General features: G+C 62.9%; 13 protein-coding genes. 3 read left to right on the top strand and 10 right to left on the bottom strand.

What is annotated here, in order from left to right; all coding sequences use genetic code 11:
• Positions 1-10 precede the first annotated feature (10 nt).
• The 3 genes from glpD to AC1RTB_RS03635 all read right to left on the bottom strand — a co-directional run bounded on the left by glpD (position 11) and on the right by AC1RTB_RS03635 (position 5,014).
• Positions 11-1,531: a glycerol-3-phosphate dehydrogenase gene (gene glpD, locus AC1RTB_RS03645; RefSeq protein ID WP_492880494.1), complete on the bottom strand. Its 1,521-nt coding sequence runs from the start codon at positions 1,529-1,531 to the stop codon at positions 11-13.
• A 387-nt stretch (positions 1,532-1,918) separates the two neighbouring features.
• Positions 1,919-3,262, bottom strand: a complete 1,344-nt coding sequence (locus AC1RTB_RS03640; RefSeq protein ID WP_492880493.1) for an ABC transporter ATP-binding protein — start codon at positions 3,260-3,262, stop codon at positions 1,919-1,921.
• Between the two features lie 15 nt (positions 3,263-3,277).
• Positions 3,278-5,014, bottom strand: coding sequence for an ABC transporter permease (locus AC1RTB_RS03635; RefSeq protein WP_492880492.1), 1,737 nt, complete (start codon positions 5,012-5,014; stop codon positions 3,278-3,280).
• A gap of 565 nt (positions 5,015-5,579) precedes the next feature.
• Here AC1RTB_RS03635 and AC1RTB_RS03630 point away from each other — a divergent pair.
• Entirely contained in the window at positions 5,580-6,101 is a 522-nt protein-coding gene (locus AC1RTB_RS03630) for a cytochrome c (RefSeq protein WP_492880646.1), read from the top strand.
• Between the two features lie 93 nt (positions 6,102-6,194).
• Here AC1RTB_RS03630 and AC1RTB_RS03625 read toward each other — a convergent pair whose 3' ends face one another.
• The 7 genes from AC1RTB_RS03625 to AC1RTB_RS03595 form a co-directional block, all read right to left on the bottom strand.
• Complete coding sequence (locus tag AC1RTB_RS03625; protein ID WP_492880491.1) at positions 6,195-7,484, bottom strand: NCS2 family permease; 1,290 nt, start codon at positions 7,482-7,484, stop codon at positions 6,195-6,197.
• Positions 7,485-7,804: 320 nt separating this feature from the next.
• Positions 7,805-8,893 carry an ABC transporter ATP-binding protein gene (locus AC1RTB_RS03620; RefSeq protein ID WP_492880490.1) on the bottom strand — a complete coding sequence of 363 codons (1,089 nt, stop codon included), beginning with the start codon at positions 8,891-8,893 and terminating at the stop codon, positions 7,805-7,807.
• Entirely contained in the window at positions 8,890-9,819 is a 930-nt protein-coding gene (locus AC1RTB_RS03615) for a PfkB family carbohydrate kinase (RefSeq protein ID WP_492880489.1), read from the bottom strand. Before AC1RTB_RS03615 ends, AC1RTB_RS03620 begins: the two co-directional genes overlap by 4 nt.
• A complete protein-coding gene (locus AC1RTB_RS03610) occupies positions 9,820-10,842 on the bottom strand; it encodes an SIS domain-containing protein (RefSeq protein ID WP_492880488.1) in 1,023 nt (340 codons plus the stop codon).
• The gene (locus AC1RTB_RS03605; RefSeq protein WP_492880487.1) at positions 10,842-11,687 is read right to left on the bottom strand and encodes a carbohydrate ABC transporter permease; all 846 of its coding nucleotides are present in this window, start codon (positions 11,685-11,687) and stop codon (positions 10,842-10,844) included. Before AC1RTB_RS03605 ends, AC1RTB_RS03610 begins: the two co-directional genes overlap by 1 nt.
• A complete protein-coding gene (locus AC1RTB_RS03600; protein ID WP_492880486.1) occupies positions 11,687-12,571 on the bottom strand; it encodes a carbohydrate ABC transporter permease in 885 nt (294 codons plus the stop codon). Before AC1RTB_RS03600 ends, AC1RTB_RS03605 begins: the two co-directional genes overlap by 1 nt.
• Positions 12,572-12,645: 74 nt before the next feature.
• Positions 12,646-13,884, bottom strand: a complete 1,239-nt coding sequence (locus tag AC1RTB_RS03595) for an extracellular solute-binding protein (protein WP_492880485.1) — start codon at positions 13,882-13,884, stop codon at positions 12,646-12,648.
• A gap of 242 nt (positions 13,885-14,126) precedes the next feature.
• Here AC1RTB_RS03595 and AC1RTB_RS03590 point away from each other — a divergent pair, with 242 nt between their 5' ends.
• Positions 14,127-15,344, top strand: coding sequence for an ROK family protein (locus AC1RTB_RS03590; protein ID WP_492880484.1), 1,218 nt, complete (start codon positions 14,127-14,129; stop codon positions 15,342-15,344).
• A gap of 291 nt (positions 15,345-15,635) precedes the next feature.
• Positions 15,636-16,988 carry an 8-oxoguanine deaminase gene (locus AC1RTB_RS03585; RefSeq protein ID WP_492880483.1) on the top strand — a complete coding sequence of 451 codons (1,353 nt, stop codon included), beginning with the start codon at positions 15,636-15,638 and terminating at the stop codon, positions 16,986-16,988.
• Position 16,989 lies beyond the last annotated feature (1 nt).

Raw genomic sequence — 16,989 nt, 5'->3', positions numbered from 1 at the left:
AGTTTGGCCGCTAGGCTGCGGCGTTGCCAGTCCTTGTGCCTATGTCGTGCAAAAAACCATCCAGCGTGACGGCCTGCTCCTTGCCGAGCTTGAGGCCACGTTTGGTGCGCCGCCACAAAATGTCCTCTGCCGTGACTGCCCATTCGTTGTCGACGAGGTAGCGCACCTCCGCCTCGTAGAGGTCGGCGCCGAAATTGCGCCCCAGGTCGGCTTCGGATTTGGCCAGTCCGAGCAAAGCTTTTGCGCGCGTGCCATAGAGCCTGGTCAGGCGACGGGCGAGATGCATGTCAAGAAACGGATAGGCCGCCTTGAGCTTCATCACTTCGGCGTCGAAGGCGGTTGCCGCGAACTCGCCGCCGGGCAGGGCGGCTGTCGCGGTCCAGGATTTGCCCTTCTTGCCCAGGTGCTTTTCGATGATCTCGAGCATCGACTCGGCAAGGCGCCGGTAGGTGGTGATCTTGCCACCGAAGATGTTGACGATCGGCGCCTGGCCTTCGCCCCCATCCGATTTCAGCACGTAGTCGCGCGTTGCTTCCTGTGCCTTGCTGGCGCCGTCGTCATAGAGCGGGCGCACGCCGGAATAGGTCCATACGATGTGCTCGGGCTTGACCGGCTCGGCGAAATATTCGCTTGCCGCATCGCAGAGATAGTCGATCTCGGCCTGGCTGATCTTCGCCGTATGCGGATCGCCGTCATAATCCTGGTCGGTGGTGCCGATCAGCGTGAAGTCCTCCTCATAAGGAATGGCGAAGATGATCCGCCCGTCCTTGTTCTGGAAGAAATAGGCGCGCGGATCGTCGAACTTCTTCGGCACCACGATATGGCTGCCCTGGACCAGGCGCACATTGTGGACGTTGTTTTGCCCAACGGTTTCGGTCAGGACATGGTCGATCCATGGGCCGGCGGCGTTGACGATCAGCCGCGCCTTGACCTCTTCGACATTGCCGCTGCGCAGGTCTTCGATGCGGATCGTCCAGTGGCCATCGCCGCGGCGGGCACTTGTCACCTTGGTTCGCGTGCGGATCACCGCACCCCGGTTGGCGGCGTCGCGAGCGTTGAGCACCACCAGCCGGGCATCGTTGACCCAGCCGTCCGAATACTCGAACGCCTTTGAAAAGATCGGCTTGAGCGGCTTGCCGGCGGCATCGCTACGCATGTCGAGCGTCTTGGTCGCGGGCAGAAGCTTGCGCCCGCCAATGTGGTCGTAGAGGAACAGGCCAAGCCGGATCAGCCAGGCCGGGCGCAGGCCCTTGGCGTAGGGCAAAACGAAGCGCATCGGCCAGATGATGTGCGGGGCGTTGTGCCAAAGCACCTCGCGTTCCATCAGCGCTTCGCGCACCAGGCGGAACTCGTAATGTTCGAGATAACGCAGTCCGCCATGGATCAGCTTGGTCGAGTAAGACGACGTGCCGCTGGCGAGATCGTTCATTTCGGCGAGGTAGACCGAGTAGCCGCGCCCGACCGCATCGCGTGCGATGCCGCAGCCATTGATGCCGCCGCCGATGACGAAGATGTCGTGTATGTCTGGCATGCTCACGCCTTCGCCGTCTTTTCGCACTGCGGCAATTTCAACATTTATCGAAGCTCGATTTGGATTATTTCGAACTACAAATGAATGTCAAATGAAATGCGGCGATGATTGCGCGCTTTGGCCCAGGGGATTGCAAGCCACGAGTTTGTTGCCCTCTGTGGCCATTTGCAGCGAATTTCGCTTCATATTTCAAGTCAGTTCCGTTTTGCGGGCCGCGAAAGCATCCCATCCCAAGCAAGGCAGGGCAATTGCCTGCTGCGGTTTTCGTTTTCAGAGGACTTCATGAAAACGAACGTGGCCAGATCGACGTAGGAGGGCCAGCTTCGTCAACGCATGCGAACGAAGCTGGCTCTTCCACGGATAAGCCCGTTTCCGGTTAGCCTGCGCTCAAGCCGGGTTTTCCAGGTTGAACTGTCCGCTATGCTCGTCATAGCCGAACAGCTCGGCGTAGCGGCCCCATGAGATCGTCGCCCTCAAGGTTGCCTCGGCGCTTTCTTCCGACATGTGGTCCTCGAGTTCCTCCGAGAAGCGCGTGAACGGCGCTCGATGGCTTGGCCGCTCGTCGAGTACACGCCGGATCAGTGCGGCGAGTGGCACATAAGCGACGAGATGTTCGGCAAACAGCCGCTTGCGCGCGTCGACTTCCGAATCGACGAACCGCCGCCCGAGCTCGGTCAGCTGGACGTCGCCTTCGGCCATTTCGGCGAAACGCAGCAGCTGCAGTGTCTCGGCGATTGGGAAGAGCTCGTCCACCTCCATTTGCAGCGTCGCCGCAAGGTCCGGCAGGTCGGCCTTGCCGCCATAGGCGGGTGCTGCAAGCTCCTCCATCAGCCCTGACAGCAGGTTGGTCGAAACGCGTGGCAGCACCATGCCGATACCCGTGCCGGCAAAACCTTCGATGGCCCGCTTTTCGGCCTTTTCGGCCGGCGTGCGCTGGGTCATGCGTGCATAGATGTCGTCGACGAGCTGACGGAAGGTGGGATCGTCGCGGTTGCGCGGATGCGGCAGATCGATCTTGATCTCGGTCGCGACCCGTCCGGGGTTCGACGAAAAGATCAGGATCCGGTCGCACATCAGCACGGCCTCCTCGATATTGTGCGTCACCATCAGGATCGACTTGATCGGCAGACGTCCTTCGATCCACAGATCGATGAGGTCGGTGCGCAGCGTCTCGGCGGTCAAAACGTCGAGTGCGGAGAAGGGCTCATCCATCAGCATCAGGCGCGGATGGACAACCAGCGCGCGCGCAAAGCCGACACGCTGGCGCATGCCGCCGGACAGCTCCTTGGGGTAAGCGCTTTCGAAACCGTCAAGGCCGATCAGGTCGATGGCCTCGATGGCGCGGCGCCGCCGTTCCGGTGCCGGAATGCCCAGCGCCTCCAGGCCGATCTCGACATTCTCAAGCACGGTGAGCCAGGGGAACAGGGCAAAGCTCTGGAACACCATAGAGATGCCTTCGCAGGGGCCGACCACGGGCTTGCCGCACCAGCTGACGTCGCCGCTGGTCGCCGTAACGAGGCCTGACAACACGCGCAGCAGCGTCGACTTGCCCGAGCCGGAGCGGCCGAGCAACCCGACGATCTCGCCCTCGCGGATATTCAGCGAAACATTGTCGAGCACGACGAGCTCGGCATTGTCGCCCTTGGGATAGACCATGCGCACGCCGGAGATGTCGACCAGCGGGGCGGTGGTGAGGTTGGTGTGGGTGTTGGTGAGTTCGAGCAGGGTCATGGGAGGTTCCTTTCCTCAATCGAGGCGGAGACGGTTGGCGGAAAAGGCATAAAGCGGACGCCAGACCAACCGGTTGAACAGGATGACGAACAGCGACATCACGGCGATGCCGAGCACGATGCGTGGATAGTCGCCGGCGGCCGTCGCCTCGGCGATGTAGGCACCAAGGCCGTGGGCCCTGAGCGTGGTGCTGCCCCAGCTTGCCACCTCGGCGACGATGGATGCGTTCCACGAGCCGCCGCTCGCGGTGATCGCGCCGGTGACGTAGTAGGGGAATATCCCCGGCAAGATGACCTTGCGCCACCAGTACCAACCCTTGATGCGGAACGTGGCGGCCGCTTCCTTGAGGTCGTTGGGAAAGGCGCTCGCCCCGGCAATCACATTGAACAGGATGTACCACTGGGTGCCCAGCACCATCAGTGGCGACAGCCAGATGTTGGGGTTGAGACCAAATTTGACGATCGCAACGACAGCGAATGGAAAGACGATGTTGGCGGGGAAGGCCGCCAGGAACTGGGCCAGCGGCTGCACCCGCTCGGCGACGCGCGGCCTGAGCCCGATCCAGACGCCGATCGGCACCCAGATCAAGGTCGCGAGCGCCATCAGCACGATCACGCGCAGCATCGTCAGGACGCCGAGCCACAGGACCTCGCCGACCTCTACCCACGCAAGCTCCGTCGCGATGAAGCCGACGATCAGCCATATCGCATAGCCGGCGGCCCCAAGCACCAGCGCGAACCAGACACGATCGGCCCAGCGCGTCGACCAGAACGCGCCAACCTCGCCCGGCACGACGACAGGCAAGGCAAAGCGCTGGCGCGGCAGGGCGCCGAGCACGACCCTGAAGGGGGTGAGCAGGATCTGGAACAGGCGCGTCCGGCGCACTGCCACCAGCAGCCATGAATGTGGCGCCGTGCCGCTGGCCGTCTGTTCGACGCGGAACTTGTCGCCCCAGGCGACCAGCGGCCGAAACAGCAGCTGGTCATAGATCAGGATGACGATGAGCATGGCGATGACCGCCCAGCCGACAGCCGCGAGGTTCTGCTGCCCGATGGCAAGGGCCACATATGAGCCGATGCCGGGCAGGGTGATCGTGGTGTTGCCGACCGAGATCGCCTCGGAGGCAACGACGAAGAACCAGCCGCCGGACATCGACATCATCGTGTTCCACACGAGGCCTGGCATCGAATAGGGCACTTCGAGGCGCCAGAAGCGCTGCCAGCCCGAAAGGCGGAAGCTGCGCGAGGCCTCGTCGAGATCAGCCGGCACTGTCTTCAGCGACTGGTAGAAGCTGAAGGTCATGTTCCAGGCCTGGCTGGTGAAGATGGCAAAGATCGCCGCCAGTTCGACGCCGAGCACCCGGCCCGGAAAGAGCGACATGAAGCCGACCACAGTGAACGACAAGAAACCCAGCACCGGAACCGACTGGAGGATGTCGAGCAACGGGATGAGCACCATTTCGGCACGACGGCTTTTGGCTGCCAGCGCGCCATAGGCGAAAGTGAAGACGAGCGATGCCACGATCGCCGCCAGCATGCGCATGGTGGTGCGCAGCGCGTATTCCGGCAGCATGGCCGGATCGAGCGAGATTGGCGCCTGGTCAAGTGCAGTGAGCGGGGCGAGCGTGTCGCGGCCACCCTGGATGATGAGAATGAGCGTGCCGAAGAGCAGGCCGAAGGCCAGCGCGTCCCAGAGATTTGGAACGTAACGCCGCCGACGGCCGGCCTCGAGGGCCGGATGATGCATGGTCATGGTCTGACAACCCGATTATCGAATGAAAGCAGGGCCGCGCCAAAGCGCAACTGGCGACTGCCGCGTGAGCGGCAGTGTCAGCGTCCTATTCGATCCCCACGGTCTGCAGACCTGAGGGCGGGTTGTCGGATGCGGAAGATGGGCGCCCGCATGGTTCACCTCTTGTCCTGTGCCTGCCGGCGTGGACGGGGTGAACCGGACGCAGATGGTCAGGTTCGCGGCGTCGCGGCGAGCAGGCTGATGCTAGATCGACTGGAACTGTCCATTAACGGAGCTATCCTGAGTTGACGCCGGCACCTGTTGCCGACGGGTGGTATATTGCGCTGCATCAATTCGCGGTCAAGTTGATTTTTCGTAAGAAATGGTAGCGCTTTGCGCGGCTTCGCTTCGGCTCGGCCGGCATGCAAAAAACCGGCGGATATACGCCCAATGCCTTATCCCCCGGCCTCTGGTCAGTACTCCGAGACAGTGCGAGAATTTGGTGTTTCCCGGACCTTTGCCAGGCCTGGGGACAAGCGGCGGATCTGCGAGGGGATCAGGGACAGGCAAAGACAAGGGTGAAGCGATGTTTAGAACGTCGGTTGGACTCGCATTCCTAGCTTTAGCAACCTCCGCATCCGCGGCCCCTGTCGCCGACAGCGCGCAAGTGGCGCGGGGCGAATATCTTGTAACGATGAGTGGCTGCAACGATTGCCACACGCCGGGCTATTTCTTCGGAAAACCAGATGAGGCGAAATTCCTGGGCGGCTCGGATGTCGGTTTCGAGATCCCGGGGCTGGGTGTCTTTGTCGGCCGCAACATCACGCCGGACAAGGAGACCGGCATCGGCAGCTGGACGGCCACGCAGATCGTGACGGCCATCCAGACCGGTCAGCGACCGGACGGTCGCGAACTCGCGCCCATCATGCCGTGGCACGCCTTCGCGCGGCTCACCCCGGAAGATGCAGGCGCGATCACGGCATTCCTCCAGAGCGTCAAGCCTGTCAGCAACGCGGTTCCCGGTCCCTTCAAGCCGGGCGAGAAGGTCTCGACCTTCACGTTCCGGATTTTGCCGCCGGGCGAAACAGCGGCGGCTGCGCCCAAATAGGTCCGGGAACGACGTTTCAAAACAATTCCGCCGGAGGCCGCGTTCGCGGCCCCCGGCGGTTTTTGCTTCTGGCGCGAGCGCCAGGCTGGCCTCTTAAGCGAAGAAAGCGAAGCGGATGATGAACAGCGCTGCCACCAGCCAGGTCGCCGCGTGCACCTCGCCGGGACGTCCGGTCAGAAGCTTGAGCGCGGCATAGCTGACGAAGCCGAACGCCAGGCCGTTGGCGATCGAGTAGGTGAACGGCATCATCAACGCGGTCAACGCGGCAGGCGCTGCCTCGGTGATGTCGGCCCATTCGACCTCGACGAGTTCGCGCATCATCAGGCAGGCGACGTAGAGCAGGGCTGGAGCCGTCGCATAGGCAGGCACCGAGCCCGCCAGCGGCGAGAAGAACAATGCTGCCAGGAACAGCACGCCGATGACAAGTGCGGTGAGGCCGGTGCGGCCGCCGGCCTGGACGCCCGAAGCGCTTTCGACATAGGCGGTGGTGCTGCTTGTGCCGAGCAGGGAACCCGCGACGATTGCCGTGCTGTCGGCCAGAAGCGCGCGGCCGAGGCGATTGGGCTTGCCCTGTTCGATCAGCCCGGCGCGCTTGGCAACGCCGATCAGCGTGCCGGTGGCGTCGAACACTTCGACCAGCACGAACACCAGGATGACATGCACCAGGCCCGAATGCATGGCGCCGACGATGTCGAGCTGCAGGAAGGTCGGCAGGATGGAGGGCGGCATCGAGACGATGCCGTTGAACTGGCTGACGCCGAGCACCATCGAGGCGATGGTGATCACCAGAATGCCGATCAGGATCGCCCCGCGCACCTTGAGGGCATCAAGCGCGGCGATGATGAAGAAGCCGGCAATCGCCAGAAGCGTCCCGGTCTGGCTGAGGTCGCCAAGCGTCACCAGCGTAGCCGGGCTGGCAACGACGATGCCCGAGCTTTTCAGCGCGATGATGCCGAGGAACAGGCCGATACCGGCAGCGATCGCGCTGCGCATCGAATGCGGGATGCCGGCGATCAGCCAGCTACGCACGCCACTGACGGTGAGCAGCAGGAAGATGACGCCTGAGATGAACACCGCACCAAGCGCCTGCTGCCAGGAAAAGCCCATGGCGCCGACGACAGTGAAGGCGAAGAAGGCGTTGAGGCCCATGCCCGGCGCCATGCCGATCGGCCATTTCGCCACCAGGCCCATGATCAGCGAGCCGAGCGCCGCCGCAAGGCAGGTGGCCACGAACACCGCATTGCGGTCCATGCCGGTCGACGACAGGATCTCGGGATTGACGAAGATGATGTAGGACATCGTCAGGAAGGTGGTGATGCCCGCGATCACCTCGGTTCTGACAGACGTGCCTTGTTCCTTCAGGTTGAAATACTTCTCGAACACTCTTTGCTTCCTCCCATGCGGCGCGCGGGCAATCGTCCGTCGCGCACAACCGTGATGTGACCCGTTGTCCACGGATCAAAACCAATGGTCTTGCTGAACGCTGCTTTCCCTCACACCCGTCGGCTTTGACGCTGTCCCAGCGTGTCCATCCCAAGCCGGCGATGACTGATCGTTTGACACAAGACATCATTGCCTGTGCAAACCGGGCCAATTTCTGCCCGTTGCTTTGCCGGCACAAGAGGCCAGACGGCCAATTCTGCTAGAAGCAGTTTCGCGATTTTGTAGAGGAATTGAGGGCCGACCCGACCGACTTCGTCTTCTTAGACTGATGCTTTACAAGCCACGCCAGTCTTCGGATCGAAAAGATGCACCGCATCTTCGTCCAGGGCAAATGTGCCGATTTCACCTTCGCCGAGACGGACCCGCGGCGGGAGGCAAGCGATCAGTTTTTGCCCACCGATGCGGGCTGTCGTGACCAGTTCCGGACCGGTCAATTCGACGACCTCGACCCTTGCTGGCAGCGAAAGCCCGGTCACATCCGCTGCAGCGAGACGAAGAGATTCGGGCCGTATTCCGAGCGAAAGCCGCGCACCTTCTTCGACCGAACCCTGATAGCGAGCTGGCAGCGGGATAGTCACTTCGGAGCCTGCGATCTCGAGTTTTCCATTGCGCAAGGTGACGTCGAGAATGTTCATCGGCGGGGAGCCGACGAAGCCGGCGACATAGAGCGTGGCGGGATGGTTGTAGATCTCCTCGGGCGTGCCGAGCTGTTCGATCCGCCCGTCCTTCATCACCGCGATGCGGGACGCCAGCGTCATCGCCTCGATCTGGTCGTGTGTGACGTAGACAACAGTCGTCTTCAGCATCTGGTGCAGGCGTTTGAGCTCGGTGCGCATTTCGAGCCGCAGCTTGGCGTCGAGGTTCGACAGCGGCTCGTCGAACAGGAACACCTGCGGCTTGCGCACAAGCGCGCGGCCGATGGCGACGCGCTGGCGCTGGCCGCCGGAGAGCTGGCTTGGCTTGCGGTCGAGCAGGGGCTCGATCTGCAACAGCCTGGCTGCCTCCTGCACGGCCTTGTCGCGCGCGGCGACCGGGACCTTGCGCATCTCCAGGCCAAAACCGATGTTCCGACGGACGCTGAGATTGGGATAAAGCGCATAGGACTGGAACACCATGGCGATGTCGCGGTCCTTGGGATGGACGCCGAGGATCGAGCGGTCGCCGATCCGGATATCGCCGCTCGTCGCTTCGGCCAGCCCGGCGATGATGTTGAGCAGGGTCGATTTCCCACAACCCGACGAGCCGAGCAGCACCAGGAACTCGCCGCTCTCCAAAGCGATGTCGATGCCCTTTAGCGTCTCTATGGCACCATAGCTCTTGCGGATGTTTTGGATTTCAAGCGCGCTCATGCAACGTCGTCCCTGATATCAGGCAACCCGCCATAGCTGCGGGGCAAGGTGGAAATGGCCCGCGATGCGACCTGCACTCCAGCAGTCAGGCAAGCGACGAGGGGCTGGTCCTTGGCAAGCGCCGCAAGGAAGGCCGAGTTAAAGACGTCGCCGGCACCGATGGTGTCGACGACCTTCACGGCGGGTGCCGCAGCCGAGACCAGCTTGCCGTCGGGACCAATGGCGACGGCGCCATCAGGCCCACATTTGACCACCACGGTGGCGCCCTTGGGCATGCTCGACCAAAGTGCGGCCGCCGCTTCGGCCGGATTGTCGAGGCCGGAAAGCGTTGTCGCCTCGACCTCGTTCAAAAGCGCGCAGTCGCAGCGCGAAAGCCAGGCGCGGGCCAAGGCGCAGTTCGCCTCCGTCCAGCCGTCGGGTGGCCAGCCGGTGTCGAGGACAACCGAGATGCCGTGGCCATGCGCCCAGTCGAAGAAAGCGTCGTATTCGCGCGCGAGCTCGATGGTCAGGAACGAGCCGCACAGCAGCGCGTAGCCACCTGAAAGGCGCTCGCCGTCGAGTACCGAAAGCGTGTCGGCAAGGCTGAAGCGGGGCAGGTGGCCATGCGTGGTGAAGAAAGTGCGCTCGCCATCGGGATGGGTGATGCCGACCGAGAGCGTTGTGCGCTCGGCAGAGACAGGCCATTTGGCCGCGCGGTCGCCGAAGGCATTGCGCAGCCACAGGCCGAACTGGTCGTTGCCCACATTGGCCGCAATCTCGAAGTCGACGCCGAGCGCCTCCCAGGCCAGGGCCGAGTTGCCTGCCTGGCCGCCGACACGCAACTCGTCATGGTCGACGATGATTTCCGTGCCAGCCTTGGGCCAGGGGGCAGTTGGGCCCAAGATGAGGTCGACATTGACGTTGCCGATGACCGCAAGCGGGCGCATTCACTCGCTCCGGGTGATCTTGGTCGAGCGCACCGGCGTGCCGGCATCGTCGACGCGGGCGTCCGCAAACGCGATCATCAGGCGCTGCGCCGCCGGCAGCATGGCAAAAATCGCGGCCAGACCAGTGGCCGGCTTGAAGGCAAGTGTTGTTGCGCCCGCGACCGGGGCGTCGCCAGACGAATCGAAGATGACGACCGGCGCGCCAGTTTCGACAGCTGACACGGCCATGGCGGTGACGAGAGGGGCGGTTGCGTCCTGGCCGCGAAACAGCACGACGCCGATGTCGGGGCCCAGCATCTCCATCGGCCCATGGCGAAGCTGTCCGCCTTCGAGCGAAAAGCACGGGCGGCGTGACAGCTCGGTGAGGCCAAGTGCGAGCGCTTCGGCAACGCCTTGCAAGCGACGCCCCGAAGTGACCACCGTTGCGACGCTTTCCAATGCGGCCAGTGCCGGGCTTATGTCTACAATCTCAGGCACTTGAAGTGCGACGAGCGCGCCACTCGGGTGCTCGCCAAGTGCTGCCAGGATGGCGAGGTGAAGCGCGAAAGTGACTGTCAGGCTGCGGGTGGCGGCAAAGGCGAGCTCGGTGCCGCCGACGCCAACCAGAGACGGTGCTGTGCGGGCGAGGAACGAACCAGCTTCCAGCGTCAGGCCGAAGGTTTCGGCGTTGGCACCGGTTTCAGCGAACCAGCGCAGGACCTCAGCACTTTCACCGGATTGCGAGGTCATCAGTACTGTTCGGCCGTCGAGCGTGAGCGGCTGGCCGAGCTGCTCGGACAATGGCAAGGCGATGGCATCGATGCCGAGCGCGCGATAAAGCGGCTCGACGGCGCGGCCGACGGCATGCGAGCCGCCCATGCCGAGCAGGAGCAACTGGCTGGTTGTTGTTAGCGATGCGGCCACTCTGGCGGCCATCTCGGAGTTTTCGGCGAACGAGGCCAGTGCGTCGCCGTTCTGGCGTGCCATTTCACGGTCGATCGCCAGGAGCCCGGCAGGTCTGGTCTTTGGTGAGGTCATGGTCATCATCCTTTCACGCCGCCGCTGGTCAGGCCCGAGATCAGGGCGCGCTGCATGACGAGGCCGATCAGCACGGGGGGGAGGGCGGCCAAAACACCAGCGGTGGCGATGAGCCCGTAATCGGAGACGCGGCCGCCGGCGAGATCGGCGATGGCAACCGTCAGCGTCTTGGCGCGCAGGTCGGAGGTGAACAGCAGCGCATAGAAGAACTCGTCCCAGGCAAGCAGCAACGCAAACAGGGCCGAGGTGGCGACAACCGGGGCTGCCAGCGGCAAGGTGATGATGCGCAAGGTCTGGAACAGGCTGGCACCGTCGATCATCGCGGCGGCCTCGATTTCGCGTGGGATCGAATCGAAGCCCGACTTCATCAGCCAGGTCGTGAACGGGGCCAGGATGGTCAGATAGACCATCGCCAGGCCGAAGATGTTGTTGAGCAGGCCGAGATAGGACAGGCCCATGTAGAGCGGCACGGCGAGCGCCACCGGCGGCAGCATGTAGGTGGCGATCACCATCGACAGCGACCAGCCCACAGTCGGTGTGCGCGACACCGCCCAACCGGCCGGGATGGCCAGCGCGATCGCGGCGATCGTCGCCATGCCGGCGATCCTGATGCTGTTGTAGAGCGAGGCGACAAAGGCCGCGCCCGCGCTGTTTTCCACGGTCGACAAAAGCATGCGGTAGCGCGAGAAGTCGACCTCCTGCGGCCACCAGCGCAAGGGTTTGGCCGAAAGGTCCGCGGCCGGTGAGATGCTCATGATGAACATCCACAGCACAGGCGCCAGGATCACCGCGGCCAACAGAAGTGCCGACGCGTAGATGAAGACGGTGAAAAGCGGGCTCTTGCGTTCCATCAGCTGGTACTCCCGGCGGCTTTCCTGACCAGGGCGGCATAGGCGACGGCCAGCACCGTGACCAGCAAGGTGACGATCAGCGCCAGCGATGCGCCCGAGCCGGCGCGCTGGAATGAGAACGCTTCCTGGTAGACGAGGATCGACAGCGTTCGCGTCGAGTTTGCCGGGCCGCCCCGGGTCATCACCCAGATGATGTCGAAGACCTTGAACGCTTCGATGGTGCGCAGCACCAGTGCCACCATCAGAGGTCCGACCAGATAAGGCAGGATGACAAAGCGGAAGCGTGAGAAGGCGCCGGCGCCGTCGACGAGCGATGCCGCCGTGATGTCGCGCGGGACGGCCTGGAGTGCGGCTAGTGCGATGAGGGCGACCAGCGGGAAATTCTTCCAGCAATCGGCCACAATCAGGGCCGCGAGCGCCGTATTGGGTTCGCCAAGCCAGGAGCGGTAGGCGTCGAGCAGGCCCACCTGCGTCAGCGCTGCGTTCAGCGCGCCATATTCGGGATTGTAGATCAGCCGCCACAGCGTTGCGTTGACCACCGTCGGCAAAGCCCAGGGCAGGATCATCAAGGCGCGCAGCAACGCTCGGCCACGAAACTGCTGATTGAGCAAAAGGGCCGCGAGAACCCCAAGCACCATCTCGGCGGCGACGGAGATGACCGCGAACCAGGTCGTGGTCACCAGCGTGCGCTGGAAATTCGAGCCGGAAAGCATCTTGGCGTAATTGTCGAAGCCGACGAAATTGCCCTCGGTGCCGACAAGCTTGGCATCGGTGAAGGAAAGCCGCACGGTATCGACCAGGGGCCAGCCGATGACTGATATCATGACCACGAGCAAAGGCAGCATCAGCAGCCATGCGCGGGTCGTCATCCATGAGCCCGACATGAGGCGACTCTTTTCACTGGAACCGAAAGGGCCGGGCGGCCGAAGCCGCCCGGAAAGTTGGGGCAGATAGCGCCTCAGAGGCCGCTGTTTTCGGCAGCGCTCTTCAAAGCGTCTTCAGGCTTGGCCTGGCCGAGCAGCGATTCCTGTATGGCCTGCTGGAGTGCCGTCGACAGCTCCTGGTATTTCGGCGTGGTCGGGCGCGGATACATCGCGGCCAGGCTAAGCTTTGCCGCGGCGATCAGCTCTTCCTGGCCCTTGGTGACGGCCGGGTCTTCGTAAGACGAGGCCCAGATCGGCAGGCTGAGCTTGGCATACTGGTTCTGCGTCGCCTGCGAGGTCATGAAGGTGATGAACTTCCAGGCTTCGTCAGGATGCTTGCTGGCCGAGGTGACGCCAAGGCCCATCGAACCGTTGACGGCCGAAACCTCGCTCTTGCCGGCAACGCCGGGAGCGGGAACGACGCCAACCTTGCCCGCGACCTTGCTGTCCTTGGGGTCGTTGGCCATGTTGTACATGTAGGTCCAGTTGAGCGCGAAGGCGGCTTCGCCGTTCTGGAAGACCTTGCGCACGTCTTCTTCAAGGAATTCCTTGGAGTTCGGGTTGGTCAGCCCAGACGTGTAGCTCGTCACCATGTAGTTCAGCGCATCGAGCCCGCCGCCGCTCTGGAAGGCCGGCTTGCCGTCCTTGAGGAACTCGCCGCCATAGGCGCTGACGAGCGTGGTGTAATCGCAGATCGCGGCTTCGGCCTGCGACCAGCTCCACGAAATCGGCGTTGCTAGCAGGCCCTTGTCCTTGATGATCTTGGCCTGCTCAGCCAATTCTTCCCAGGTCTTGGGCGGGTTCTTGATGCCGGCCTTCTCCAGGATTTCCTTGTTGTAGAACAGGTACTTGGTATCGAGGATCCAGGGCATGCCATACGACTTGCCGTCATAGTTGACCGTCGTCCAGGCGCCCGGCAGCACGCCCTTCTTCATGTCGTCGGTGATGCGCGAGGTTACGTCGACAAGCACCTTGTTGGAAGCATATTCGGCCGGCCAGATGACGTCGAACAGCACCACGTCGTAACCGCCGCCCGAACCCTGGGCGAGCACGGTCTTGTCGTGCAGGCCTTCATAGGGGACGAATTCGAGATTGACCTTGATGTCGGGATTGGCCTTGGTGAAGGCCTCGGCCATCGCTCGCACATCGGCCTCGCTATAGGCGGCCTGCGCCATGAACAGCGCATTGATCGAGGTTTCGGCGAAAGCGTGCGGCATGAAGGCGCCGCCAATGAAAGCCGCACCGAGCAGTGTTTTGCTAAACGATTTCAACATTTAATCCTCCATTTTTTGACGTTGGCAATATTTGCGATGCCGGCGTCACACGCCGCCATCCCGCTTGAGAAAGGCGTCGCGCGAAGGTCTCGGCGTTCTTGCCCAAGCGGTGTCCTGATCGAAAAGCGCGACGGCTCCAGCCGTCATTAATTCCCCGGAACTCTCACGGCTCCTTTATTAAGTCAACTGACTTGACTTATTACTTCTGCAATTATCTATTGAAGTCAAGAGGGGAAAAAGCGGTGAACGATATTCGCCCAATCAGAGCCACCAGCGGCACCAATCAGGAAGGCACGAGCGCCCACAACCGCCGTGTCATGATCGACGCGTTGCGGCTCAACGGCGCGCTCTCGCGCGCCGATCTGGCGCGGGCGACGCAGCTCACCAAGCAGGCGGTTTCCAACATCATTGACGAGCTTGAGCGCGACGGTTTTGTCGTGTCGCTCGAAGCGGTGCGAAAGGGCAGGGGGCAGCCTTCCACTCCCTACAGACTCGTTCCAGAAGGCGCGTTCGCCATCGGCTTGCAGATCGACCGGCATCTGACGCGCGCGATTGCCGTCGATCTGGTCGGGACCGTTTTGGCGCGCGCCGAGGCAAACCTGCCGCCCGACGATCCGTCTGGCGGCGTCAAGGTCATCCTTGGCCTTATCGAGGGCATCAGGGGCGAGTTGGCGCTGATTTCGGAGCAGTCCGAAAAGCGCCTCGTTGGCCTGGGCGTCGCCATGCCCGGTCCTTTTGGACTGGAGGAATTCGGCGACAATAAGTGGATGATGCCGGCCTGGCAGAAATTTCCGCTTCTCGAAGCGCTTGCCGTTGGCACGGGGCTCGATGTCGGCCTGCAGAACGACGCGGCTGCCTGCGCCACAGCCGAACGCATGGTGGGTGCCGCCAACGGTCTCGATCACGCCGTCTGCCTTTATGTCGGCTATGGTATCGGCGCCGGGCTCATCCTCAATGGCGAGCTCTATCGGGGCGGCTACGGCAATGCCGGCGAGATCGGCATGGCGTTGCTGACACCGAGCGGTGCCGACGGCACGGTGCTTGAACACCGGGCCTCGCTTGCCTCGCTCTATCAGCATCTGGAACTCGACCCTTCCGATCCCGATCTCTACGACCATGTCAGCGCGCTGGCCCTGGCCGAAGATCCGGGGCTGCTTGCCTGGGTGAAGGCTGCCGCCCGGGATCTGCGCTGGAGCGTGCAACTCATCGAAACGGTCTTCGACCCGCAGACAGTGATCCTGACCAGCGGTGCGCCCGAGGCTTTGGCCCGCCTCCTCCTGCAAGCCATGCATCCGCTGTTGCCATCGAATGCCGCCCGTCCGGATCGCGCCTTGCCGCGCCTGCAACTCGGCATCACCGATCCGTGGTCGATCGCGCTTGGTGCCGCCGCCGAGCCGATCAGCCGTGCCTTCGATCCGCGTTTTTCGGCGATTCTCAAGACGCGCTCCGGCGCCTCCTAAAAATGCGCGCCGCTGCGTCCGCGAAATTCTCTCAAATGAAAATAAATTGACAGACGGGCAAATGTGCGATTGCATCCGCACTGCCTGATGATGCGGAAGCGCGAGCCTTCGCTCAGGCTGGGATGCCGGTGGTTCAGGCCGGTCTTCCCGAGAGCATGATCAGAGCAAGCCCGCTCAACCTACAAGTCGATGACGATCCGGAACTCGCAATTCCAGGGACAGGGCTCATAGCGCGACGAAGCTGAACCGCAGTTTCGCCGAGTTGAATGAGAACTGACCTGGAGAAATTGCATGTCCGTAGACCTGCTCGTTCGCGACGCACATGTTTATGTCGATCGCGGCTGGGAAATCGCCAACGGCTGGGTGGCCGTCAAAGACAAGAGAATCCACTCGGTGGGCAAGGCGGGCGAGGAGCCTGTTGCCCAAAAAACAATCTCGGCACGTGGCCGGCTGGTGACGCCCGGCCTGATCAACGCCCATCACCACATGTACCAGAACCTGACGCGCTCCTACGCGCCGGTGACCAATGGTTCGCTGTTTGAGTGGCTGACCGGGCTTTATCCGCTGTGGGCCGGGCTCACCGAAGAATCGGTCTATCTCTCCACCTACATCGCCATGACCGAACTTCTGATGGGCGGCTGCACCACCTCGATGGACCACATGTATGTCCATCCCAAGCCCAAGCTGATCGACGCCCAGTTCCGCGCCAGCACCGATATCGGCTTCCGCTTCTACGCCACGCGCGGTTCGATGACCCGCTCGGTCGAAAATGGCGGCCTGCCGCCGGCCTCCGTCGTGCAGCGCGAGGACGACATCCTCGACGACAGCATCCGTCTGGTCGAAAAGTTTCACGATGCGTCGCCCGGTTCGATGACACGTCTGGCGCTGGCGCCATGCTCGCTGTTTTCGGTGACCGAACGCATCATGTCGGAATCAGCGCGCCTCGCCGACAAATACGATCTGAGGCTCCACACCCACCTCGCCGAGGACCCCGAGGAGGACAAATACTGCGCCGAGGTTTATGGCTGCACGCCGACCGAATATTTCGAGCGCGTCGGCTGGGCGAGCAAGCGCTCGTGGGTCGCGCATTTCATCTATCCCAGCGACGCCGAGATCGGCCGCCTTGCCCAGGCGGGAGTCTGCGCGACGCAGTGCCCTTGCTCCAACATGTTGATCGGCGGCGGTTCGGCCGACGTGATGGCCTTGCGAAAGCGCGGCATGCGCGTCGGCCTCGGCTGCGACGGCTCGGCCTCGACCGACCACGCCTCGATGTGGCTGGAGGCGAGGACGGCGCTTTTGCTCGGCCGCTATCGCAACGGACCGAACTCGATGTCGGCGCGCGACGCGCTTGATGTCGCAACCCGTGGCGGCGCGGCATGCCTGGGCTGGGAAGACGAGATCGGCCATCTCCGGCCCGGCGCCTGCGCCGATCTGGTCGTCTGGCACATGTCTGATGTCGCCCTTGCCGGCGCCCACACCGACCCGGTCGAAGCCTGGCTTCGCTGCGGTCCGGCAACTGCCGGCACCACCATCGTCAATGGCAAGATCCTTGTCGAATATGGGCAGCCCGTCATGCCTGAACTGTCCGAGGTGCTGCGCGAACACTCCAGGCACGCGCGCCGCATGCAGTGCCTCGAGGCCTGAC

It is taken from the genome of Aminobacter sp. GW821-FHT11F06, assembly GCF_058808215.1.
The sequence above is the reverse complement of the archived record's forward strand: the minus strand, read 5'-3'. Positions and strand labels throughout refer to the sequence as shown.

Excerpts from the sequence above, each read along its gene's own strand:
- glpD (WP_492880494.1), bottom strand. The coding sequence starts at position 1,531 with ATGCCAGACATACACGACATCTTCGTCATCGGCGGCGGCATCAATGGC.
- AC1RTB_RS03640 (WP_492880493.1), bottom strand. The coding sequence starts at position 3,262 with ATGACCCTGCTCGAACTCACCAACACCCACACCAACCTCACCACCGCC.
- AC1RTB_RS03635 (WP_492880492.1), bottom strand. The coding sequence starts at position 5,014 with ATGACCATGCATCATCCGGCCCTCGAGGCCGGCCGTCGGCGGCGTTAC.
- AC1RTB_RS03630 (WP_492880646.1), top strand. The coding sequence starts at position 5,580 with ATGTTTAGAACGTCGGTTGGACTCGCATTCCTAGCTTTAGCAACCTCC.
- AC1RTB_RS03620 (WP_492880490.1), bottom strand. The coding sequence starts at position 8,893 with ATGAGCGCGCTTGAAATCCAAAACATCCGCAAGAGCTATGGTGCCATA.
- AC1RTB_RS03615 (WP_492880489.1), bottom strand. The coding sequence starts at position 9,819 with ATGCGCCCGCTTGCGGTCATCGGCAACGTCAATGTCGACCTCATCTTG.
- AC1RTB_RS03610 (WP_492880488.1), bottom strand. The coding sequence starts at position 10,842 with ATGACCATGACCTCACCAAAGACCAGACCTGCCGGGCTCCTGGCGATC.
- AC1RTB_RS03605 (WP_492880487.1), bottom strand. The coding sequence starts at position 11,687 with ATGGAACGCAAGAGCCCGCTTTTCACCGTCTTCATCTACGCGTCGGCA.
- AC1RTB_RS03600 (WP_492880486.1), bottom strand. The coding sequence starts at position 12,571 with ATGTCGGGCTCATGGATGACGACCCGCGCATGGCTGCTGATGCTGCCT.
- AC1RTB_RS03595 (WP_492880485.1), bottom strand. The coding sequence starts at position 13,884 with ATGTTGAAATCGTTTAGCAAAACACTGCTCGGTGCGGCTTTCATTGGC.
- AC1RTB_RS03585 (WP_492880483.1), top strand. The coding sequence starts at position 15,636 with ATGTCCGTAGACCTGCTCGTTCGCGACGCACATGTTTATGTCGATCGC.